Genomic DNA, 21,226 nt, shown 5'->3' on the forward strand with positions numbered 1-21,226 from the left:
TCGCTCGAAGCGGTATCGTGCGCTAGAAAATAATTCGCACGCCTCCCGGCAGCTCGATCATCTCCGCCGACGCGGCCGACACTGCGATCTTCAACGCGGCTTCCGGCGACTGTAAATTCAGTCGCGCGGCGATCGGACGCGTGCGCAAGTCACGTGCAGCGATGAAGATCGGCCCGCGGTGATAGCTCGACAGCTCATCGATCACCGCCTCGAACGTCGTTTGCTCGAATCCCATCCAGCCGGTGCGCCATTCGGCGACCTGCGTCAGCGGAATGTCAGTCACCTCGAAGCGGTCGGGCGACGCCACCACGGCCCGGCCGGGCGTGAGAGTGACATTCCTGCTCGCGTCGCGAACTTCCACGCGACCTTCGGCGACGCTGACGAGCACCGCATCGTCTCGTCGCTTCACATTGAATTTCGTGCCCAGCACGGTGATACGAGTATCGCCGGCGATTACTACAAACGGTCGAGCGACATCGCGCGTCACTGCAAACCACGCTTCGCCGCGTCGGAGCTCGATCTTGCGCTCGGCCTCTGAATAGTCGACCCGTGCAGCGGAAGCGGCGTTCAGTTCTACTTGCGAGCCGTCCGGAAGCGACAGCTCGCGCGTTTCGCCAACCGCGGTGACGGTGGATGTGAGCTCAACAGGCAAATCGCGAAGCAACCATCCCGCACTGATCAGGAATAGCACCGACGCCGCATTTCGCCAGCGAGAGAAATTACGCGTCTTCCGTCCGACTCGGGTCGCGGGCACTTCAACGGCCGCATACACGCTCGCCGCGCGCCGATACGCTTCAGCGTGCGATGGGGAAGCGGCCAGCCAGGCCGCCAGCGCGGCCGGATCCGCACGGCCCTCTCGTTCTCGAATCAACCAGATGTTGGCTGTGTCCATCACCGCCATCTCGATGGCGGTGAGCTTGGTGTGCTTCGGCTGGGACATTACAACGTCCACCCGCACTCGAGCAGCCGGGCCTGGCAGTAACTCAACGCCTGCGCCACCTGACGTTCCACCGTCTCGGCGCTCGTGCCCATACGTTGGGATGTCTCGGCGATCGTCAATCCTTCGAACCTGTGCAGCAGGAAAGCCTGGCGCCGGCGCGGTGGAATCTCCTCGATGACCCGCATCAGAAAAGCGACTGCCTCCTCCGAGACCCGCTCATCGAAGGCGCTCGGTCGCCCGCACGGAACATCGTCCGCCTGCTCCGGCGCACCGGCCATGCTTGCAATCATGTTCTCACGGCGCATCCAGTCCGTCGCGAGGTTACGTGCAATCGTGCGGAGAAACGCCCCCGGATTACGCACCGGTTTCGAGCCGGCCACCTTCCGTACCCGAAACCAGAGATCCTGAACGAGATCGTCGGCCACGCTGGTATCGCGGGTCCGTGTCCGCAGCAGCTGGCGCAACGCCGCCTTCTCGCGCATATAAGCCGTGAACAGCAGGCCTGGCGCAAGATCGACATGACGATCGTTTTCGTCCTCTTCTATGGACGCCACTGGGCTCTCCGGAAAGGTCTCACGGAGAACGAGCGCGACGGCGGCGAACCGCAACGGGCGGTTCGCGGTATAGTCGTGTCCCATGGATAGAAAAGAGATACACAGCACGGTGGGCGGAGTCTGCGTCTACCGCAAACGGATCAAGCAGGCTCAATTCATCGTTCAGTCCATCTACCTGCTGCCCTACACGCGCGGCCACACGACCTACCATGTTTCAGTGGAGTTCGAGCCCTTGACGTTGGTGGAGCAAGGCGAAGGCGTGCGCTGGGGCACGTCCAGCGACGATCTGGAGTCGATTATTCAAGGCCTGGAATCCTTCATCCAGAAGCCCCTCGGTGAATGGACGCACCAGACCAAGATCGAATTCTATGACTCTGAGATCGTGACCAATGAGCACTATCAGAACTCATGGAACGTCTTCCGGGACAAGTATCAGAACGGCAAGCTGCTGCTGCCCAAGGGCTTGCAGTTCACGTTGCAGACGCCGTTGGATATCGGCACGCTGAAGAACCGTTCAAAGTATCGACGCCCGGATCAAAGAACAAAGGCCTGACCTCGATCAGGTTGGTTGCATCCGAAAGGGTGCCGTCCTCGAACGCTCTTCATCCGCTTCGCTTCGCAGGTTTTCATGCAATCCATTCAGTCGGTCCTGCCCCTGTTTCGAGATCTCGATGGCGCGACGCTCTCGGCAGCCACGTTCTCCGAGGCTTGTGCCAAGTCAGGCTGGCCTGCACCGGTCGGCGACGGCATCGGCTTGTGGGAAGTGGAGCATCCCGCCGAGGGGGCCCTGCTCGTCCTCGACACCGTGACGAAGCCCACCACTCTCATTTGTCGATTGCAGCTGGATGACGAGTACGACTCCGAAGATCTGCTCGAAGACCGCGACCTCCGCCGCCAATTCGATGCGAGCTTCGAGCAATCGCTTGCGGCGCTCCGCTCCTGCTTTCCTGCCGCCTTGATCGAGGGAACCTACGAGAAGCCCTATAAATGGCGGTTCGCTCATTTTCAGGGCATGAATTCCGTCGTTGCACTGGAACAGAGCGATTACGACCCGCAGATGGGCACGCAGCTCGTGCTCCTGCTACAGCCGCTGCCCCGCAAACCCCATCGGTCGGCCATCACCTCAAAGTGGTAGGCGCCGACCTGCCCATTCTTACATTGTGGACGCCGCCACGCCGCTATAGACTCGCTCGCCTCAGCGACTAATAAAATCGATCGGCGCCCCTAGCGGCCCAAGTCGGCAGCTTGAACGATAACCAACGACCGTTGCTCCACGTGCTCATGTTTCCGAAGCACGGCGACAATCCGTACCTGCGCAGCCTGTCGGACAGCCTGGAGCGACGCGGCGTCCGCGTCGACGATTTCTCTTTCAAGCAGGCGCTGAAACGACGTTATGACATTCTGCATATTCACTGGCCCGACCTGCACCTGCATGCCCGCTCGTCGTTTCGCGCCCTGATCAAGCACCTGCGCCTCGGGCTGTTGTTTGCGCTGTTACGTTTGCGCGGGACCCGTATCGTCTGGACCGTGCACAACTTGAAGCCGCACGAGCGCCATCCGCCGCTGGGAGAAAGACTGTTCCCGCTGTGGTTCCCTCGTGCATGCACGCACGCCATCGCGCTCACGAACAACGGCCTGGCAGCGGCGCTGGCCATGTACCCGGCATTACGTAACAAAGCAACGGCGGTGATTCCTCACGGCCACTATCGCGACGCCTACGCAACCGCCCTGTCCCGGCGCACTTGCCGGAGCCAGCTGGGGCTGGAAGATCGATTCACCTTTTTATTCTTCGGCAACATCCGCCCGTACAAGAACGTGCCGACCTTGATCGAGGCGTTCCGGCAATTGCCGCTATCGAACGTACAGCTGGTGATCGCCGGCCAGCCCGGTCACATGATGCGCACTGACGAGCTGCGAAACCTCGTAGCCGACGACCCGCGCATCCACCTGTCTCTGGAGTTCGTCCCCGACGACACGGTGCCGCTCTACATCGGCGCAGCCGACGTCGTGGTGCTGCCTTTTCAAAGCATCCTGAATTCCGGCAGCGTGTTCCTGGCGCTGTCGTTCAATCGCGCCGTGCTCGCGCCCGATCTCGGCTCGCTGCCGGAGATCCAAAGTCAGGTCGGCGCACGTTGGCTGACCCTCTATAACGGCCAGCTCGCGAGCGAACATCTGATGCAGGCCATGGAATCGGCCTGCTTCGATGAGAGCCACACGGCCGATCTCAGTGCCTACGACTGGGACGCCATCGGCCAGCGCACGTTGGAGCTGTACTTGACCCGGGACATCAGCCGAACGGCGCGTCGATCGCCACCTGCGGCTGCGTGAACCACTTCGGTCCCTGTTCGCTCATATAGAAATGATCTTCGAGCCGGACACCGAACTGGCCCGGGATCACGATCATCGGCTCGTTTGAAAAGCACATGCCCGGCGCGAGCGGCGTGCGATCGCCGCGCACGAGATACGCCGGTTCGTGAATGCTGAGCCCGATGCCGTGACCGGTTCGATGCGGCAGACCCGGCAATCGATAGTCCGGCCCCAAGCCCGCGCGAGTGAGCAGCCCACGCGCGGCGGCATCGACAGCCTGACATTCGACACCCAGTTGAGCGCTCGCAAACGCCGCCGCCTGCGCCGCCTTTTCCAAATCCCAAATTCGCCGCTGCTCGTCAGTGGCTTTGCCGAACACATACGTGCGAGTGATATCCGAGTTGTATCCGTGGACGGCGGTGCCGGTGTCGATCAACACGATATCGTTCTCGCGCAGTTGCTGTTCGCCCGGCAAGCCGTGCGGATACGAAGTGGCTTCGGCGAAATGCACGATGCAGAAAGTATTGCCGGCTGTGCCGAGCTTGCGATGCGCGTCTTCGATGAAACGACGCACGTCGGCCGTCGAGATGCCGGGCGCCAGCACACGCGCCGCGCGACGGTGAACTTCGAGCGTCAATTTCTTTGCGTACTGCATGAGTGCCAGCTCAGCGGCCGACTTATACATGCGGCAACCGTTCACGACCGACGATCCATCCTGCATTTTCAGGGTCGGCATCGCGGCCGCGAGGCGAACAGCCATTTCGTACGGAAGCGCCGGGTCGATCGCGACGACATTCGCGCCAACGTCACGCAGTGTGGTAGCAACCAGCGCGAAGGGATTCTCATCCTCTTCCCACAAACGCACGTCCGCCTCGATCTCGAGCACCGCTTCCAGCGAGCCGCTTTCGAAGGCCGGACAAATCATCGCCGGCTTGCCGTTGACCGGCAGGATCATCGCCACCAAACGTTCGCTGGCGCCCCAAGGAACGCCCGCGAAATATCGCAAGCTCGGGCCCGCATTGATGATCACCGCATCGGCACCGGCATCGCGGGTGAGACGCCGCGCGCGTTCGAGCCGCTGCAATCGCTCATCGCGACTGATCCCCGGAGGCGCGGAGAAATCCACTTTGAGGGCAGCAAGTTCGGCTGCGATTGTCGATCCACCAATGCTCATGACGCGATCCTCAACAAATCTCTGCGCATAGTCTAATACCCGACCGCCCTGCCCCGCTCGTTCCGTCCATCGCTCGCGCCCAGCCGCTGCCCGGTCGCGAGATCGATTTGAATGCATTCGCCGTCGCCACCGAGACCGAAGCCGATGGTGTGGCCGCGAGCTTCGAGCAGCTTGATGGTGTCGGGAGAAAACCGATTGCGCTCCATCTGGATCCGATCTGGGATCCATTGATTGTGGAAGCGCGGCGCGTTGACGGCTTGCTGGATGTCGAGCCCGAAGTCGGCGACGCCGACCAGAATGTTCGCAACCGTCGTAATGATGGTCGGGCCGCCGGGCGAGCCGAGCACCAGCCACAGCTTGCCGTCCTTCAGCACGATGGTCGGCGTCATCGCCGACAGCGGGCGCTTGTTCGGGCCGACCAGATTGGCGTCGCTTTGAATCAAGCCGAACATGTTGGGCACGCCGGCCTTGGAGGAGAAGTCGTCCATCTCGTTGTTGAGCAGGAAGCCCAGCGAGCCGATGGTCACTTTCGAGCCGTAGCTGCCATTGAGCGTGGTGGTGACAGCGACCGCGTTGCCGTCCTTATCGACCACCGAATAATGCGTCGTCTCGGTGGACTCCGGGGCCGTTGCCTTCACCGGTTTCTTCTTCGCGTACTCGGTCAGGGCTTTCGACACCTGCGGTCGCTCGAGTCGCGACGAGGCACTGGCCCGCTGCGGATCGATGGACGCACGCCAGTCGACCGCGTACTTCTTATCTGTCAGCTCGTTCACCGGCAGAGTGCTGAACTCCGGATCGCCCAGGAACTGCGCGCGATCGTAAAACGCACGGCGATAGCTCTCCGTGATCAAATGAATCGCTTCGGCCGAGCCGAAGCCCGCCTTCTTGATATCGAAGCCTTCGAGAATATTGAGCGTCTCGACCAGCGCGATGCCGCCGGAGGACGGCGGTGGCGCACTGATGATCTCGAGGCCGCGATACGTGCCACGCACCGGCGTGCGATCGACGACATCGTAGTTCTTGAGATCCTGCACCGTGATCAGACCGCCGCCCGCCTGCATGAACTCCGCGATCTCGCCCGCCATCTTGCCGGTGTAGAACTCATCGGGATCGGCCACGATGCGTTCCAGCGTGCGCGCCAGCTCCGGCTGTTTCAGCACATCGCCCTGATGCCAGCCCTTGCCGTCGTTCTGAAAAATGCGCTTGGAGTCCGGGAAATTTCCCATGTTCTTGTCGTTCGTCAGCGCACGCGCCTCGGCCCAATCGAGCTCGAAGCCTTCTTTCGCGAGCCTGATCGCCGGCGCGACCACTTGCTGAAGGGTCAGCTTGCCGAACTTCTTCTGCGCATGAACCATGCCTTTCACGGAGCCGGGAACGCCGACGGCCTTGTAGCCAACGCGGCTCATCATCGGCACCACATTCCCATCCTTGTCTTGATACATCGTCGAGGTGGCTTTGCCCGGCGCCTTTTCCCGGAAATCGAGGAAGTGGGTTTCGCCCGAGCTCATGCGAACCAGCATGAACCCACCGCCACCCAGGTTGCCTGCGGCCGGATGCACGACGGCGAGTGCGAATCCAGTGGCAACCGCCGCGTCGATCGCGTTACCGCCGGCCTTCATCATGTCGACGCCGGCCTGCGATGCCAGCTCATGCACGCTCGCGACCATGCCGTTGTCGGCACGCTCGGGCTGCATGCCGCTCGCCAGGCACAGCGGCGCGACGATCAGGGTAAAAAAGAACACGAAACATCGAGCTTGCAGCTTCATGCGACCGGCCTGTATGTCCGAGGGAGCCCGCGCATTGTAGTCCCTCGAGCGCCACGATTGTCATCGTTCGGACATGATTGCGTCACACGTGCGCTGCCCTCGCGAGCGCAGACTGGGCCGGTTTTTCCCCCAACATCGAATGGAGTATCGATGCACATGATCCCAAGAACGTCCGTTCTCACCTCGGCCGTGTGTTTATTGCTTGCGGGCACGGCCTCTGCGGGGCCGTACGACGCCCTGGTCTTCCACCACGCGCCGGTGCACTACCAGGACACAGATTCCAGCGACTATCCGTCGGACTACATCACCGCGTTCGACTACGACTCCGATCGAATCTCCACCAATAACTGGGATAACCGCGCCGGTGGCCTGTGGCCCGCGACGGTGTACTACTCAGTGGTGGAAAGTTGCAGTCACTACTTTGTTACCTACTCGTTCTTCCATCCGCGCGACTGGTCGGACACGATTTTCGATCAGGAGCACGAGAACGATCTGGAAGGCGCGTTGCTGGTGGTGCGCAAGGACGGCACCAGCTTCGGCAAGCTCGAAGGCATGATCACGGTCTTTCATACCAACTTCTTTTCGTTCACGCCGGCCGGCAGCCCGCTGACCGACGGCAACGAAACTATCGATGGCACGGTGTCCTTCGAGGCGCACAACGGCGTGAACCGTCCGAAAACGGTGCAGGAAGCCAAGGGCCATGGCCTGAAAGCGTGGCCGTATGCGTCCGACTTCAATGGCAGCGTGAACCAGGACGGCATCATCTATTACCCGACGCAGGGTGCAGCCGAATATCCCACCTCGGGCAACGATCGCTTCGTTCCCTATCGGCTGGTCGACATCCATGCCGCCAACGGCATGTGGGCCGCAGCGCTGAACGATGCCACTCTGCCGAGCAGCAGTGCGCAGACATTCAATACTTGGGGAACGTTCAAAGGCGACACGAGCGGCGGCTGCGGATCCGGATTGAAATCCTGCAGCAGCAACTCGGCCAACACGCCCTGGGGCTGGGACGACGGCGACGATGGCGCGAGCTATCGTGGCGAATTCGCGCTCGACCCCGCGCATCTGGTCGATCATTACTTCAATGGCACCGGCACTTTCAGCCAGCAGTATGTGAGCAACCCCTATCTGCAGGGCCTGCGCGCGGCCGGTTACAACAGTGCTCACCTGCCCTCAGGCTTTCCGTCACAGCTGAATCTGGATGCGATGTATTCGAAGCTGACGGCCACGTGCCCGGCTCAGTAATCAAATAGACAGAATCGCCGCCTGATAGACGACTGGACCGGTCGGCGCGCCCGTGGGCGAACCGCCGACCGGCTCCAGACTGACGGCCAGACCTTGCGCGCTCGCGAGCAGCGGGCGCAACTCGACGGGCAATTCCGTATCGACGGAGCCCGTGCCGGTCGGCAACAAGCCAAGTGAGCGAGGAGCGGCGCCACCGGCCGGCAAAATCCACAGCTCATATGAATTGGTTGGCGCGGGCGCCGTCGCATTGATCGATTTGATGGCAATCCGCCCTTGTCGCGCGTCGACACTCACGACCCACAACGGCTGCGACTGCGGCCCGTTCACTACAGCGATATATTGCTGAGTCAGCGGCGTCACTTCCGTCGGTGCGCGTGCGAGCAGCACGGCGAGCACGACCGCCGCAGCGGTCGCAGCCAGACTCAAACCGCGCCACAACCCGAGCCGCTCGAACCAAGGCACGCGAGCGATCTCACGTTCCACCTTCGCGCCCGTGCGCTCGAGCACTTGTTTCCAAACATGCGGCCGCGGCTGCACGCTGCTCGTCGCTTGCGCCAGCGGGCTGAGCTGTCGTTCCCAATGCCACACCGCTGAGCGAACCTGATACGAATCCCTCATCCAGCTCTCGAAGCGGCGACGCGCACGGCCGGTCAACGTGCCGAGCACGTATTCCGCCGCGAGCCGCTGCACGAGTTGTGGGTTGTTGTATCTCATTGCTCGAGACACTTCTGCAGGCTGAGCAGACCGCGACGGATCCAGCTTTTCACAGTGCCCAGCGGGGTCTGCAATTTCTCAGTCAGCTCCGCGTGCGTGAGTCCTTCGAAGAATGCCAACGTTACAGTGCGTCGCTGTGTGTCGGTCAACGTGTCGAGACACCGACGCACGCGCGCTGCCATGTCATCGCTCATCGCCATTGTGGATGGATCGGGCCCATCGGACGCCAGCGTGCTCGACATCTCCTCGTCCAACGCCTCGGTCGGTCGCTGAGCCCGCAATTTGTCGAGCGCGAGATAGCGCTGGACCGAATACAGCCAGGTGAGCACCCCGCCCCGCTCGGCCTGATATTCCGACGCGCGATGCCAGACCTTCACGAACAGGTCCTGCAAAACATCCTCCGCCAGTTCCCGCCGCTTCAACATATGGACCCCGGCCCCCAACAGCTTCGGGGCCGTCAATTCATACAGACGAGCGAAGGCCTGGCGATCGCCATGCGCCGTCGCCTGCAAGAGCCGAGCGAGTTCTTGTTGCTCCGCCATCGACTAAAGCCTTTCCACCCCTGATCCACTGGCCCAGCGGCCCGGTCCGCCGTCCAGAACTTACAGCTCATGTACGTGGCGGCGCGCCAATTGGACGCACTTGGAAATAAAAAAATCCATCCGTGCATCCGCCGCCCCGTCTCGTCCCGTACTCCCCTCCGCAGATCGCATCTTATGTTCAGCTCGCCAGGAGGATACCTCACATGAGCAGTTCAGTACGCCGGTCCGTGCTTGCCGCCCTCGCGGTGGGGACTGCGCTAATCGCCGGCATGCCGGCCCAGGCTTCCAGCCACCGGGAAGCTCCCTTCATCACCACGATGCCGCGCGTCGACGGCACCGACTTTTATATGTTCCGCAGCTACGAGGCCGGCCGTGACGGCTTCATCACGCTGATTGCCAACTATCTGCCCCTGCAAGATCCGTATGGCGGGCCGAACTACTTCGATTTGGAATCGGATGCCATCTACGAAATCCATGTCGACAACGACGGCGACGCCCGCGAGGACCTGACGTTCCGCTTCAACTTCGCCGATGTGGTGGCGGATCTCAAGGTGCAGGCCGGCGATCGCATGGTGTCCGTGCCGCTCAAAAACATCGGCGGCATCGGTCCGGATCAGAACGGCACAGGCGCACTCAACGTGCGTCAGACCTACACCATCGACTTCATTCGCGGCAATCGCCGCACCGGCAACTCACGCTCTGTCACCTCGAATTCCGGTGAAACGCGGTTCCGCAAGCCGGCCGACTACATCGGCACCAAATCCGTGGCCGACTACGAAAGCTACGCCCGCGATCATATCTACGACATCGTGATTCCAGGCTGCGGCAGCGGCCGGGCCTTCGTCGGTCAGCGCAAGGAAGGGTTCGCGGTGAATCTGGGCCCGGTGTTCGATCTGGTGAATCTGAATCCCCTGGGTCCGCCGAATGCTATTCCCAATCCTATCGGCAATCAGAACATCACTACGCTGGCGCTCGAGGTGCCGACCTCGTGCCTGACTCGTAACAACGATCCAGTCATCGGCGCGTGGACGACGGCGAGCATGCGGCAGGCTCGCATCCTCAATCCGAATCCCATCTTCGATAACAATCGCCGCCCGCAGATCACGGGTGGCGCATGGACCCAGGTGTCACGCCTGAGCGCGCCGCTGGTCAACGAGGTCGTCATCGGCCTCAAAGACAAAGATCGATTCAACGCCAGCCAACCGCGCGACGACGCGCAGTTCGCCACGTATGTCACCAACCCGACGTTGCCGGAGCTGCTCGAGATCCTGTTCAAAGGCGTGGCTGTGGCGCCGAACCTGTTCCCCCGCACCGATCTGGTCGCGGCGTTTCTCACCGGCGTGCAGGGGTTGAATCAGCCGGCCAGCGTTCGGCCGGCGGAGATGATGCGATTGAATACCAGCATCGCTGCGAAACCTTCTGCTAATCAAAACACGCTGGGGGTACTGGGCGGTGATACCTCCGGCTTCCCCAACGGCCGTCGTCCTGGCGACGACGTGGTCGACATCGAACTGCGCGTTGCCATGGGCGCGCTGATTCCCGATGCGACCGTCGCGCCCAACAACACAGCACCGCTGACGGATGGCACGGCAGTGAGCGCTGCCGATTTCGATGAGCGCTTCCCCTATCTGCGCTCGCCGAATCCTGGCGCCATGTAACTCATGGAAGGAACACGATCATGATCTCCAATCGCAGATCTCTGATTCTGGTCGCGTTGCTCATCGCCGGCTGCGGTGGCGGCGGGTATGAAGGTAGCGGCGGCACTCCTTCACCTCCCGCCGGCGCGACCGGCACTGCGTTCACGCCCTTCATCAAGGCTCAATTCACGCAGACCTCGAACACGGCCGAGCCCACGGACGTGAACGACCGACAGTTCGAGTTCGACGAGGACGAGACTTCGTTCGATGACGTACTTCAGAAATAACAGCGTCACACCAGGGCGGCACCTCTTCGCCGCCTTGGTTCTTCTGAACCTCGCGCTCTCATCGGCGCAAGCACGAGCGGCACCGTATCGGCCAACATCGGATGCGGCCGTGCTCGCAACTGTTCCGGTGGGTACGCGTGTGGCAACGATACGCCCGCGTGATCTGCAAAGTGCCTTGACTCAGGCTGCCGCTGACGTCGAATCGGCTCGCACCACCGGCGATCCGCGTTATCTTGGTTACGCACAGTCGGCGCTCGGGCCCTGGTGGGCGGCTAAGGATGCGCCGCTGCCTGTGGTTCTCATCCGGGCGCAGATTCATCAGCACAACCATCTGTTCGAGGCGGCACTCGTCGATCTCGATCATGCCCTCACACTCGACCCTCGGAACGCTCAGGCGCGGTTGACTCGTGCAGCGATCTATCAAGTGCAAGGAAATTACGCCGCAGCGGCGACGGATTGCCGCAGCCTCGCCTTGCTGGTTGAACCGTTGATCACGGTGGATTGCATGAGTCGGGTTAGTAGCCTCCGCGGTGAGGCGTCCCATGCTTACCGAAAATTGCTGTTGGTACGTGATCGGGCCGGCAGCATGGAACCCCGTCAGCGCAAGGAAATCGAGCTGACGCTCGCCGATATTTCGACGCGGCTCGGAGATGTCGACGCTGCGCGTCAGCACTATGCCGTCGCACTCTCTGCCGCCGGTGCAGATGCCTATACTTTGCTCACCTTTGCTGACTTTCTGCTTGAGCAGCGTGAATACGGCGAGGTGATCGCGCTTTTCGAGCGCTATCCCGAGTACGCGGACTTGCTGCTACGAGCTGCGCTTGCGGCGCGGGCGATGAATACGCCGAACGCTAGCGCGTTGGCGCAGAAGATTCGTGAGCAATACGCCGCTCATCAACGCCGCGGTGACTTCGTTCCAACGCGCGACTACGCCAGGTTCCTGCTCGATATCGAAGGCAAGGCATCGGCGGCACTCGATGCCGCTCTTATTAACTGGCGCAGCCAGCGCGAACCCGCCGATGCACTGATCGCCGTCCGGGCCGCCATTGCGGCCGGCCGCCCAGCCGCCGCCTCGCCTGTGGCGACGTTTGTTCGCGAGCGCGGATTGGAGGATGTGCGCCTGTCGGCGCTGCTCGTGCCGTTGCGCCTACCGGCGCCGGCACCATCATCCGAGCCCCCTTCTCAGCACGGCCTTCCGCGTGCTCCCGCGCCCACACCATTTGCGCATCCTGCCCAGAGTGGTCTCCTGCAAGCTCGCGCGCCCGCACCGTCTAGGCATCCTGCCCAATATGGCCAGATGCAGCTGGAACCACGGCCATGAGACACTTTGTTGTCATCACGCTTCTGGTCTTGCTCGCTCCTCACGCCTTCGCGCACAAACCGAGCGACAGCTACCTCCAGCTCACGCCAACCGAACACGGCTTCACCGGCGAGTGGCGGATCGCGCTGCGCGATCTCGAACCTGCCATCGGTCTGGATCGCGATGGCAATGGAAAGATCACTTGGGGCGAGGTGCGCACACGGCACGCGGAGATTGCCAACTATGCGTTGGCGAGGTTGGCGATTACTTCGCACGAATCTCCGTGCGAAGTTCACGCGGGAACGCAGCTCGTCGACGATCTAAGCGATGGCACATACACCGTATTGCCCCTCACTGTGACCTGTCAGCGCAATGTCGCGCCGTGGACTCTCGACTATTCCTTGTTGTTTGATATCGATGCGACTCATCGAGGCCTGATCGCACTCCGCGGTCCGGGCGCACCGCAGACGTTCGCACTCTCGCCGCAGAACAGTCGTGCAGTGCTATCGAGCGGCGCACCGAGCCTGGTGCAACAGTTCAGCATGATGGCTCGCGAAGGCGTGTGGCACATCTGGATCGGCATCGATCACATTCTGTTTCTGCTGGCCCTGCTATTACCCGCCGGCCTACGCTCACGTGATGTACCCGTGCCCAAGGATGGCGTGACTCTACCGCTCCTCACGGGTCTGCGCGCGTCACGTGACGGAGGTCCGGCGGCCGACTGGGCCCCGATGCTCAAGGATGTCGTAACATTAGTCACCGCCTTCACCGTCGCACACAGCATTACACTATCGCTCGCAGCTTTAAAAATTGTCTCGCTACCACCGCGCCTGATCGAAACGACCATTGCTCTCTCAATCGTGGTGGCAGGACTGCGCCTGCGATACGCAATCTCACGACCGGCAGCCTGGATCGCCTTCAGCTTCGGCCTCATCCACGGCTTCGGTTTCGCCAACGTGCTCGCAGACATGCAATTGCCGTCCGGCTCGCTGGCGTTATCTCTCTTCGCATTCAACATCGGCGTCGAGCTGGGACAGTTCGCAATCGTCCTCCTCGCATTGCCTCTGATCAGATATGCGCAACGCCACGTCTTCTATGAGCGAACGTTCATGCCGACCGCAGCCCTAATCATCGCAACCGTCGGACTCGCCTGGTCACTGGAGCGTGGAATGGGAATCTCCCTGGCAGCGCTCATCGGATAGCTTGCCTACGGCTCATCGTCCATCAATCCCTCGCGCCAGGCGAAGGCCACCGCCTGCGTGCGGCCGGAAAGCTGCAGCTTTGACATCACATTGCTCAAATGAACTTTGACAGTTTTCTCGCTGATACCCAGGCCAGCGGCGATCTGCGCATTGCTGCCGCCCTGCGCGAGACTACGAAGGACCTGCAGCTCCCGCTCCGTCAGATCGGCGAACGGACCCGTCTGCGGCTGACGCATCGCTGTCAGGATCCGCCGCGCGATGGCGGAGTGCAGAGTGGACTCGCCGGCACTCGCAGACCGAATCGCCTGTAACAGATGCTCACCACGCATGGACTTCAAAAGAAAGGATTGCGCCCCCGCTTCGATAGCCGCAAACGCATGCTCATCTTCATTGGAGGACGTGAGAATCATGATATGACTCTCCGGGCTCGCCGCTTTGATCCCGCGGGTAGCAGCCACACCGCCGATGCCAGGCATCAGCAAATCGAGCAGCACGATATCGGGCCGGTGCTGGCGGGCCAGCGTCACGGCGCTTTCGCCATCGTCTGCTTCGGCGACGACGACAAATTCCGGCTCGAGTCTCAGCAACCCACGCAGCCCCTCGCGCACTACCGCGTGATCGTCCGCGATTAGGATCGACGTGCTCATACGATTTCCCGCGTTTGCAATGTAAACGTGACCTCGATGCGCGTGCCCGTGGAGTCCGAACGGATGACGAACTCTCCCTCCGGCAACGCGCTAGCGCGCCAGCGCAGATTGGCGAGCCCCATGCCCGCTGGCGCGTGGCGTGGGTCGAAACCGGTGCCATCGTCCTCGACGCCCCAGCGCCAGCGCGCCTCCGCGACGGCCTGACAACTTACTAGAATCCGATGACAGCCACTGTGCCGAAGCGCATTGGCAACCGCTTCGTGAGTAATCATCAGCAGCTCCTGGGCCGCCAGCGGTGCAATCGCCACTTCCACTTCACCCGGCAAATCCAGAGTCCATTCGATCGCCGACCCGACGAGCAGATCGTCGACGTTGCGCGTCAGTGCCTCGCGCAATCCAAGCTCGGACACGACCGGCAGACTGAAACCGGAAACGGCATCGACCAAATCCTGCTGCAGGTGATCGGCGAGCCGCCGGGCTTCGCCGACGATCTGCAGCAGCGCCCCCTGGCCCTGCGCGTCATGTTCGAGCTCGGTGAGCTTGAGACCGAGCACGAAGCTGCGTTGTTTGGCGGTGTCGTGCAGGTCCCGAGCAATCCGCTGCCGCTCCATCGACACGCTCAATGTTTTCTCCGTCTGAATGGTACGAGCGAGCGCATCCGCCATGCGATTGAACCGCTCCGCCAACGCACTGATCTCATCGTTCGCTGAATCGCGGATCCGTGCGGACAGATTCCCGCTCGCCCAGCGATCCGCGGCCTGCGTCGCACGCTCGATCCGACGCAGCAGCAGCCAGATCCACACGGTGCCGAAGCAAACGCCAAGCACGCTCACGAAAACTACGGTCCGGAGCAAGTCATAAGGAAGGGTCGGACCGGTGGTCCACTCGGGCAGATAGTGCACTCCAATGAATATTTGTGGAGCGGTGCCGCCCGGCTCAAACCGCGCGACCACGGCCCAATCGCTACCCTCTCGCAACAAGGTCTCACGCGATGGAGATTCAAGCGCTCTGCTCAGAGCCTTTGCCAGCAAGGGACTGGGACCGGGCGAGCTCGCACACAGCGCACGCCCCTCCGAAGCGAACACGACGTGCAGCTGTCCGGTGGCGAAATAGGAAAGCATGGCGGCGAAGTCCGACACCTGGCCGGTGCCGCGCTCGACGACACGCCAGAAGACTGCGTTCGCCCTCTCGCGACACGCGACGGGATCGGTGAGATCGACCCCGCGCGTTGTCGTTTCGAAGAATCGTCCATCGATGCCCGCGAACAGAGTTCGAACATCGTTCCGTAGCCGACCGTCAGCGAGCTGAACGTCGATGGCTCCAACGATCGCAATCGCCGCGCCACACACCGCAACGTACGTCAGCAGGAACTTGACGAACAGCCCGCGTCTGCGCAAGAAAATCTGTAAAGACACGCGGGAACCGACTCTCGACTACCAAGCCGTTGTGTATGAATCGCCACTCGCGAATCTCGCGGCACGTAACACCGCTCGCACGCGACCCTCAACGGTTCTGCCCACACGATAAACGTCGAATTCCAAATCCGGCCGGATGCCGGTCACTTCATGACGCTGACCGTAGGCATCGAGAGTCACCTCGTTCGGCATCCCGAACTCCCACCCGTTGGGCAAGCCCTTGCCCAGGCCGCCCGCCAGCGCGCCCTGAGTGGCCCGTCCAACCTGCACGACGTTTGGTAATACACGCATCATCAAGGTGAATTTTTCGCCGGCGCTCACGGTGACATCACTGGTCAGCAGCAGCACGGGCTTGCGATAACGAACCTGTCCTGCCGGGGTTGTATAGAACGGCTGAGGTGCAACCCCGCGAGCGCGAGGCGCGTGCGTAGTGTATGCGAGGCGGCGTCGATCGGCGAACCGGCCGGCGATATCGCTGGCGATTTGCGCGTAGCCCCCGAGATTGGCGGCGATATCGAGCACCAGCGCATCGGTGGTCCGCAGCTCGCCCAGCGCTTCATCCATGACCTGCCCGATCAGCTCACGTTCTCTCGCAATGTTGGCGCCCGGCTCGAATCCCATCATCTGCCCGATGGACAGGTAGCCCACGTTGCCGTCCAGCACGCCCCACATCACCGCACCGTTCAACGCGCGCGTGCGCGTGGCGGGATTCAACTTTGCAAAGACCTTCTCATCGTCAGCCGCTCTCCACACCGCGAGCCATTCGAAGAAATCGGTGTACTCGGTCTGCCGGGCGAACTCTGCTCGCAGCGCGCGGAAGGTCGGCTTGCCGGGTTGCGAGCCGATTTCAAAGGGCTCGTCACCGACCATCCCATTGATGCCAGTGTGCGGATCCTCCAGCCCCTTCATGAACTCGACCAGGATAGCCTTGAGCTCCTGATCGCTCTTCGCCGCCGCAGCCCGCGGCCTCAACCGTGCCCGGCGCGCCGACCAATCGACCTGTCGCTCGACACTGTACGGATAGAAGTCGACGAACGACGTTGTAACAGCGTCGAAGATGTAGAGCGGCGTGTTGCGATTGGCGAGGCACGCCGCCGGCACGGATTGCACCTTTTCGACGTGGAACTGCGTGCCATCCGGCGTGTTGGCGAAGGCGGTGCGGGCGGGCCAACGGGAATTCGCGACGTAGGCGATGAGATTGTTGGCCTCCTCGCCCGACGCTGCCGGGTCGCGCCAGCAGAGATTGCCCGCCTGGTTGTAAACATTGACGTCGCCCCGCCAGTGGCCCACCTCGAACAGGCTGCCATATCCATTGAAGCGCCAGAGACCTTCAGCGTCCGGCGCGTGCACGTCATTCACCAGCGCGGGCCGGAAGACGTTTACCTGAAACGGGCGCACGACTGGCGCCGCTTCGGTCGGGGCGTTCATGAGAAACAGAGACGAGCACACCGAAAGTAATAAACTTCCAGAGAGGATTTTCGTGGCCATCATGAGAACTGCAACAGCATCGCGGGACGCGACACTGGCCACTGTAGTTGCGACGACGCTTCCGCAAATCAGCCGGACGGCTATCGGGCGGGCACGGAAGGTCGTACGCGGGCTAGTTCTTTCGAACTAGTGGCGCTTGTTATGACACCCCGTCCTCCACGCGGATCAACTGCCAGCAAGCCGACGTCTTCTCGAACACATACTTGATCTCGAAATCCGAGTTCTCCAGCCACAGCCGGACGATACGGGTCTTCGCATTCGGAGCAGTTACAGCTTGCTGAATAGACTCCTGCGCACGCTGGGCCGACGAAGGAAACTGAACGGCGGCAAACTCGCCCAGATTGTCCCGCGTCACCGCCACCTGAACGGACTTCGGCTCGCCGCCGGAGTCGACGTCCAGGTATCGATAGCTCAGCGGATATTTCGAGTGCGCCACCTGAAACTCGGCACTGCTCTCGAAGGCCCCGATGAACTCCTCAAATCCCGCCGGACACTGCTCCGCGGTCGCCACGCGCATCAAAGCAACTGAAGCCACCAGAAATATCGCTCGCACGCTCACTCCTTGATATTGATGTTTCCCTGCCAGAACAGTATGCGGCTACCAGACGAACGGGAAAAGCCGATGCGGTACCCTTTGCGCGTAGTCACTGTACCCAGCCAGGTTCCTGAGCAGAAACCGTTCTTCTTCGAGCAACCGCCAGGCCAGCACGGCGACGTTGGTAATCACCGTCAGCAAGCCCCACCACGAGCCCAGCGCCAGCGGAATGCCCGATAGCATCACCAGAGCGGCGCTATACATCGGATGACGAACGATCGCGTACGGCCCGGTCGAAATGACCTTCTGCCCCTCCGTCACTTGAATCGTCGAGGCCCCAAACGTGTTCTCCCTGAACACCCACGCGACTCCCAGCAGCCCCAGCAGGATCAGCAGATTTCCCAGGATGACCACCCCGCCAGTGGCATGCGACCAGCCCAGCCGATGATCGATCGCCGGCAGCACCAGCGTGAGCGCGAACGACATCATGGCGGCCACCATGATGATCTTCTGCGATTTCTCTTTCTCCGCGCCCGGCCCGGCGTTCATTCGTCGCTCGAGAAGCTTCGGATCCGCGACCGCCAGATAGACGGTGAGGGCCAGTGTGCCCAGGAAATACACACCGATGAATAGCCACCCCTGCCACCACCTCAACGTACCGGCGGCCGGAAACAGCAACACCCCCGTGATCAGCGGCAGCTGCAGGAACCTGATAGCGACTCTGCGCTGAAGCGAGCGGTTCATCCGTCATCCTCGGTCGAGCGATGACGCATGTTACGCTTAAATAAACACCTTCCCCCAATCCCGCTTCATGCTCACCACCCGCACCCCATAACTCGCGGCCTTATCCAACGCCTCACTGAGAGGACTGAGCTTGAAGTCACGGTCGTAAGCAAACTCTCGAGCGGCATCGTCATGATGTAGGAGCAGTGCGAGGCGTGAGCCGGGGCCGGCGAGCGTGTAGCGCATCATGGCGAGATCGCCGTCGGAGTTGCCGAAGGCGAAGATGGGACGGCGGCCGATGTGCAGGCCGATGTTTTCGACTTTTACTTCGCGATCGTCGAACGTGCCCAGCTCGGAGAGCTTGATGAGCGTGAGGATGCCGTTCTGCGTATCGACCCGGGTCTTGAGACTCGATCCGATCACCTGCTCGCGAGGAATCGAGTACGCCTCTTCCGAGACGGCGCGGATCAGATCGATGCCGCCGCCGGAGACGATGAACGTCTTGAAGCCATTGTCACGTAGATAGTTCATCAGCTCGATCTGCGGCTGAAACACGCAGCGCTTGAACAGGCGACCCAGTTTCGGATGAAGCGCTTCTTCGAGCCAGGCATGCGCCAGCGCATCGAACCCCTCCTCCGAAATCCCGGCGTGGGTCATGAACGCAAACTCGAACGCGCCGCGCTTCCCAAGAGAAGCGATCGTTTTGAGATCGTGCTCCAGAAACGCCTTGAACGGCTGCCGCTGCGCCAGCGAAGGATCTTTTCTCGCCAGATGTTTCATGCGATCGAGCGCGAAGAACACCTGAACCTGCAGCGGTTGCTCACACCACAGCGTGCCGTCGTTATCGAACACGGCGATACGTTCGGCGGGCGGCACATGATCCGAGCTGCCCCGATTCGTCACTCGCGCGACGAACTCGACGATCGAAGCCTTGACGGGGCCGTCATTCCAAGATTGCAGCGGATCGCTCATGACCGAGATCTCCTCACAGGGCGCGAAAGGGTTGCGAGCATCGGTGGGCCCCTCATCAAACAAACAAGGCAAACAGATAGGCGACCACGGACAGCGCGACGGTAGTAATGGCGAGCGGGACCGGGTAGCCGATCCCGGGCACCGCGGAGTGCGATTGTTCCTGCGCCGATTGCATCGACGAAGTGTTCTGACGCGCGCCCGCGATGGCGCCCATCAACAGCGCCGGGTTCATATGCAGCACGTGCCGACCAATCCACCAGGCGATGAGTGCGGGGACGGCGCTGATCACCAGACACCCGAGGATGAGCGACCAGACCGGCCCGCCATGCATCACTTCGTACACCGATTGACCCGAGTTGATCGCGAGCACCGCAGTGAACGTGTTCAACCCGAGGACTTCGAGCAGACTGCGGCCACCTTCGGAAATCGGCCCGCCAAGCGCGGGATGTCTCGTCTTCAGCCAGCCGAAGACAATGCCCGTGACCAGCACCGCCGCGGCTCCAAAGCTGATGCTGATACCAAACAACGGCACCGGGATCGCGCCGAGCGCGGCGCCAACGAGCAGACCGAGGGCGAGCGTCAGCACATCTGAAATGTGGGACGCTCGAATCACCTGCCCGACTTCTTTGCCGAGACACGCCAGGTTCGACTCGGCGCCCGTGACGCGAATCACATCGCCCATCTTCAACTTCGTTCCGGCGCTGATCGGCAGCTCCGCGCCGGCTCGAAACAACGCATTCGGATAGAGCCCCGGGCCGAGACTGGTAAGAAGCTCGGGCAACGTACGACCGGCGACGTCGCGCCGACCAACCACGACATCGACGGTGTGCACCGGATTTCGCGAGCGCGCCTCAACGTCTGGGATCTCCGGCCCAAGGGCTTCGCGCACTCGCACCTGTGCCGCGACGGGTGCGCCCACCACCACCTCGTCACCGGGCTCCAGCTTCAATGTCTCTTCCGGCGTCAACCAGCGATTCTCACGCCGCACCGTCTCGATAGACACGCGCGGCGCTTTAGCACGAATCTCAGCGACCGTTCGCCCGCCGATAGTTGAAGCTTCGACGCGATAGGCGCGAACCGCGACAGATACATCGGCAACCTCACCAGCTTCGACCGTTCCTGGCAGCGGCGCCGTGTGCTCTCCACGCATCGATTTCTCGAACGCCTGCGCTTCGGCTGGCGCGTCGAAACGTGCGAACTTCGGTAGCAGCTTCATCAGGAGCACGAACTGCACCTGACTCACGGTGTAACAAAGCGCAAAGGCAGCGGACAACGCACCGGTCACGAGCTTGACCGAGCTGTCCGATGCGATCTCACGTCCACCGGATTGCACAGCGGCGGTTGCCGCCCCGAAGGATGCGGACGAGTTGTTGGAGCCTGCCAGCACGCCGGCGACCGCGCCCTCCGGCCAATCGAACAACCAGTCGCACGCAAAGGCCAACGCCGGTGCCAGCGCGGCGACGATCAACCCGAGTGCCACCAGATGCCAGCCGTCACGCTCCAGGCCCGAGAAAAACTGCGGACCGATCTTCACGCCGATCGCAAAAATAAACAGATTGAAGAACACCGTCTGGAGCACTTCCGGAAGCGCGAGCGAAATACGTGCAGCGTTGTAAGCCCAGACGCTGGTCACCAGACCGACCAGGATGATGCAAACGACCGAGCCGAGCGCGATGCCCTTGATCTTTTTCGCGCCGAGCCACATCCCCAACGCGACCACACCGAAGATTGTGAAGAACGGCTCGCCGTGGAGAAACTGAAAGAGTCCCGCCACG

General features: G+C 61.8%; 21 protein-coding genes. 8 read left to right on the forward strand and 13 right to left on the reverse strand.

The annotated features are described in order from the left end of the window. Positions 1-22 precede the first annotated feature (22 nt). Both ACFPN2_RS33650 and ACFPN2_RS33655 read right to left on the reverse strand, forming a co-directional pair. Positions 23-940, reverse strand: a complete 918-nt coding sequence (locus ACFPN2_RS33650; protein ID WP_380604942.1) for a FecR family protein — start codon at positions 938-940, stop codon at positions 23-25. After that, positions 940-1,494 carry an RNA polymerase sigma factor gene (locus ACFPN2_RS33655; RefSeq protein ID WP_380604944.1) on the reverse strand — a complete coding sequence of 185 codons (555 nt, stop codon included), beginning with the start codon at positions 1,492-1,494 and terminating at the stop codon, positions 940-942. Before ACFPN2_RS33655 ends, ACFPN2_RS33650 begins: the two co-directional genes overlap by 1 nt. A gap of 82 nt (positions 1,495-1,576) precedes the next feature. Between ACFPN2_RS33655 and ACFPN2_RS33660 the strand changes: the two genes are divergently transcribed. The 3 genes from ACFPN2_RS33660 (at position 1,577) to ACFPN2_RS33670 (ending at position 3,822) form a co-directional block, all read left to right on the forward strand. Further along, positions 1,577-2,047 carry a hypothetical protein gene (locus tag ACFPN2_RS33660; RefSeq protein WP_380604946.1) on the forward strand — a complete coding sequence of 157 codons (471 nt, stop codon included), beginning with the start codon at positions 1,577-1,579 and terminating at the stop codon, positions 2,045-2,047. Between the two features lie 75 nt (positions 2,048-2,122). Next, positions 2,123-2,629 (forward strand): hypothetical protein, encoded by a 507-nt coding sequence (locus tag ACFPN2_RS33665; protein ID WP_380604948.1) that lies wholly within the window; start codon positions 2,123-2,125, stop codon positions 2,627-2,629. 110 nt (positions 2,630-2,739) lie between these two features. Then, positions 2,740-3,822 (forward strand): glycosyltransferase family 4 protein, encoded by a 1,083-nt coding sequence (locus tag ACFPN2_RS33670; protein ID WP_380604950.1) that lies wholly within the window; start codon positions 2,740-2,742, stop codon positions 3,820-3,822. Here ACFPN2_RS33670 and ACFPN2_RS33675 read toward each other — a convergent pair. Both ACFPN2_RS33675 and ggt read right to left on the reverse strand, forming a co-directional pair. Next, entirely contained in the window at positions 3,782-4,975 is a 1,194-nt protein-coding gene (locus ACFPN2_RS33675; RefSeq protein ID WP_380604952.1) for a M24 family metallopeptidase, read from the reverse strand. The genes ACFPN2_RS33670 and ACFPN2_RS33675 overlap by 41 nt on opposite strands. Before the next feature lie 32 nt (positions 4,976-5,007). Beyond that, the gene (gene ggt / locus ACFPN2_RS33680) at positions 5,008-6,741 is read right to left on the reverse strand and encodes a gamma-glutamyltransferase (protein WP_380604954.1); all 1,734 of its coding nucleotides are present in this window, start codon (positions 6,739-6,741) and stop codon (positions 5,008-5,010) included. Positions 6,742-6,891: 150 nt separating this feature from the next. Between ggt and ACFPN2_RS33685 the strand changes: the two genes are divergently transcribed. Beyond that, entirely contained in the window at positions 6,892-7,989 is a 1,098-nt protein-coding gene (locus ACFPN2_RS33685) for a hypothetical protein (RefSeq protein ID WP_380604956.1), read from the forward strand. Here ACFPN2_RS33685 and ACFPN2_RS33690 read toward each other — a convergent pair whose 3' ends face one another. After that, on the reverse strand, positions 7,990-8,703 hold the full coding sequence (locus ACFPN2_RS33690) for an anti-sigma factor (protein WP_380604958.1): 714 nt from the start codon (positions 8,701-8,703) through the stop codon (positions 7,990-7,992). After that, positions 8,700-9,245, reverse strand: a complete 546-nt coding sequence (locus tag ACFPN2_RS33695; RefSeq protein WP_380604960.1) for a sigma-70 family RNA polymerase sigma factor — start codon at positions 9,243-9,245, stop codon at positions 8,700-8,702. The genes ACFPN2_RS33690 and ACFPN2_RS33695 overlap by 4 nt, the downstream gene beginning before the upstream one ends. A gap of 203 nt (positions 9,246-9,448) precedes the next feature. Between ACFPN2_RS33695 and ACFPN2_RS33700 the strand changes: the two genes are divergently transcribed. Genes ACFPN2_RS33700 through ACFPN2_RS33715 form a run of 4 tightly spaced genes read left to right on the forward strand, consistent with a single transcriptional unit; the run spans position 9,449 to position 13,671 of the window. Continuing rightward, positions 9,449-10,903 carry a DUF4331 domain-containing protein gene (locus ACFPN2_RS33700; protein ID WP_380604962.1) on the forward strand — a complete coding sequence of 485 codons (1,455 nt, stop codon included), beginning with the start codon at positions 9,449-9,451 and terminating at the stop codon, positions 10,901-10,903. Between the two features lie 20 nt (positions 10,904-10,923). After that, entirely contained in the window at positions 10,924-11,169 is a 246-nt protein-coding gene (locus ACFPN2_RS33705; protein WP_380604964.1) for a hypothetical protein, read from the forward strand. Then, positions 11,150-12,490, forward strand: a complete 1,341-nt coding sequence (locus ACFPN2_RS33710; RefSeq protein ID WP_380604966.1) for a tetratricopeptide repeat protein — start codon at positions 11,150-11,152, stop codon at positions 12,488-12,490. Before ACFPN2_RS33705 ends, ACFPN2_RS33710 begins: the two co-directional genes overlap by 20 nt. Further along, the gene (locus ACFPN2_RS33715; RefSeq protein WP_380604968.1) at positions 12,487-13,671 is read left to right on the forward strand and encodes a HupE/UreJ family protein; all 1,185 of its coding nucleotides are present in this window, start codon (positions 12,487-12,489) and stop codon (positions 13,669-13,671) included. The genes ACFPN2_RS33710 and ACFPN2_RS33715 overlap by 4 nt, the downstream gene beginning before the upstream one ends. A gap of 5 nt (positions 13,672-13,676) precedes the next feature. Here ACFPN2_RS33715 and ACFPN2_RS33720 read toward each other — a convergent pair whose 3' ends face one another. The 7 genes from ACFPN2_RS33720 to ACFPN2_RS33750 all read right to left on the reverse strand — a co-directional run bounded on the left by ACFPN2_RS33720 (position 13,677) and on the right by ACFPN2_RS33750 (position 21,225). Continuing rightward, positions 13,677-14,318 (reverse strand): response regulator, encoded by a 642-nt coding sequence (locus tag ACFPN2_RS33720; RefSeq protein WP_380604970.1) that lies wholly within the window; start codon positions 14,316-14,318, stop codon positions 13,677-13,679. Next, positions 14,315-15,733: a sensor histidine kinase gene (locus ACFPN2_RS33725; protein ID WP_380604972.1), complete on the reverse strand. Its 1,419-nt coding sequence runs from the start codon at positions 15,731-15,733 to the stop codon at positions 14,315-14,317. The genes ACFPN2_RS33720 and ACFPN2_RS33725 overlap by 4 nt, the downstream gene beginning before the upstream one ends. 18 nt (positions 15,734-15,751) lie before the next feature. Continuing rightward, positions 15,752-17,161: a S41 family peptidase gene (locus ACFPN2_RS33730; RefSeq protein WP_380604974.1), complete on the reverse strand. Its 1,410-nt coding sequence runs from the start codon at positions 17,159-17,161 to the stop codon at positions 15,752-15,754. Positions 17,162-17,360: 199 nt separating this feature from the next. Next, on the reverse strand, positions 17,361-17,774 hold the full coding sequence (locus ACFPN2_RS33735) for a hypothetical protein (RefSeq protein WP_380604976.1): 414 nt from the start codon (positions 17,772-17,774) through the stop codon (positions 17,361-17,363). A 45-nt stretch (positions 17,775-17,819) separates the two neighbouring features. After that, positions 17,820-18,500, reverse strand: coding sequence for a methyltransferase family protein (locus ACFPN2_RS33740; RefSeq protein ID WP_380604978.1), 681 nt, complete (start codon positions 18,498-18,500; stop codon positions 17,820-17,822). Between the two features lie 36 nt (positions 18,501-18,536). Beyond that, entirely contained in the window at positions 18,537-19,451 is a 915-nt protein-coding gene (locus tag ACFPN2_RS33745; protein WP_380604980.1) for an HAD family hydrolase, read from the reverse strand. Positions 19,452-19,506: 55 nt separating this feature from the next. Further along, positions 19,507-21,225: an aspartate:alanine exchanger family transporter gene (locus tag ACFPN2_RS33750; protein ID WP_380604982.1), complete on the reverse strand. Its 1,719-nt coding sequence runs from the start codon at positions 21,223-21,225 to the stop codon at positions 19,507-19,509. Position 21,226: the final 1 nt, after the last annotated feature.

The organism is Steroidobacter flavus (genome assembly GCF_042651805.1).
Taxonomy (GTDB): domain Bacteria; phylum Pseudomonadota; class Gammaproteobacteria; order Steroidobacterales; family Steroidobacteraceae; genus Steroidobacter; species Steroidobacter flavus.

Bases quoted from the DNA above. Each gene is read 5' to 3' on its own strand.
- ACFPN2_RS33740 (WP_380604978.1), bottom strand. From the start codon at position 18,500: ATGAACCGCTCGCTTCAGCGCAGAGTCGCTATCAGGTTCCTGCAGCTG.
- ACFPN2_RS33675 (WP_380604952.1), bottom strand. From the start codon at position 4,975: ATGAGCATTGGTGGATCGACAATCGCAGCCGAACTTGCTGCCCTCAAA.
- ACFPN2_RS33660 (WP_380604946.1), top strand. From the start codon at position 1,577: ATGGATAGAAAAGAGATACACAGCACGGTGGGCGGAGTCTGCGTCTAC.
- ACFPN2_RS33720 (WP_380604970.1), bottom strand. From the start codon at position 14,318: ATGAGCACGTCGATCCTAATCGCGGACGATCACGCGGTAGTGCGCGAG.
- ACFPN2_RS33745 (WP_380604980.1), bottom strand. From the start codon at position 19,451: ATGAGCGATCCGCTGCAATCTTGGAATGACGGCCCCGTCAAGGCTTCG.
- ACFPN2_RS33690 (WP_380604958.1), bottom strand. From the start codon at position 8,703: ATGAGATACAACAACCCACAACTCGTGCAGCGGCTCGCGGCGGAATAC.
- ACFPN2_RS33650 (WP_380604942.1), bottom strand. From the start codon at position 940: ATGTCCCAGCCGAAGCACACCAAGCTCACCGCCATCGAGATGGCGGTG.
- ACFPN2_RS33685 (WP_380604956.1), top strand. From the start codon at position 6,892: ATGCACATGATCCCAAGAACGTCCGTTCTCACCTCGGCCGTGTGTTTA.
- ggt (WP_380604954.1), bottom strand. From the start codon at position 6,741: ATGAAGCTGCAAGCTCGATGTTTCGTGTTCTTTTTTACCCTGATCGTC.
- ACFPN2_RS33700 (WP_380604962.1), top strand. From the start codon at position 9,449: ATGAGCAGTTCAGTACGCCGGTCCGTGCTTGCCGCCCTCGCGGTGGGG.
- ACFPN2_RS33710 (WP_380604966.1), top strand. From the start codon at position 11,150: ATGACGTACTTCAGAAATAACAGCGTCACACCAGGGCGGCACCTCTTC.
- ACFPN2_RS33705 (WP_380604964.1), top strand. From the start codon at position 10,924: ATGATCTCCAATCGCAGATCTCTGATTCTGGTCGCGTTGCTCATCGCC.
- ACFPN2_RS33730 (WP_380604974.1), bottom strand. From the start codon at position 17,161: ATGAACGCCCCGACCGAAGCGGCGCCAGTCGTGCGCCCGTTTCAGGTA.
- ACFPN2_RS33715 (WP_380604968.1), top strand. From the start codon at position 12,487: ATGAGACACTTTGTTGTCATCACGCTTCTGGTCTTGCTCGCTCCTCAC.
- ACFPN2_RS33665 (WP_380604948.1), top strand. From the start codon at position 2,123: ATGCAATCCATTCAGTCGGTCCTGCCCCTGTTTCGAGATCTCGATGGC.
- ACFPN2_RS33695 (WP_380604960.1), bottom strand. From the start codon at position 9,245: ATGGCGGAGCAACAAGAACTCGCTCGGCTCTTGCAGGCGACGGCGCAT.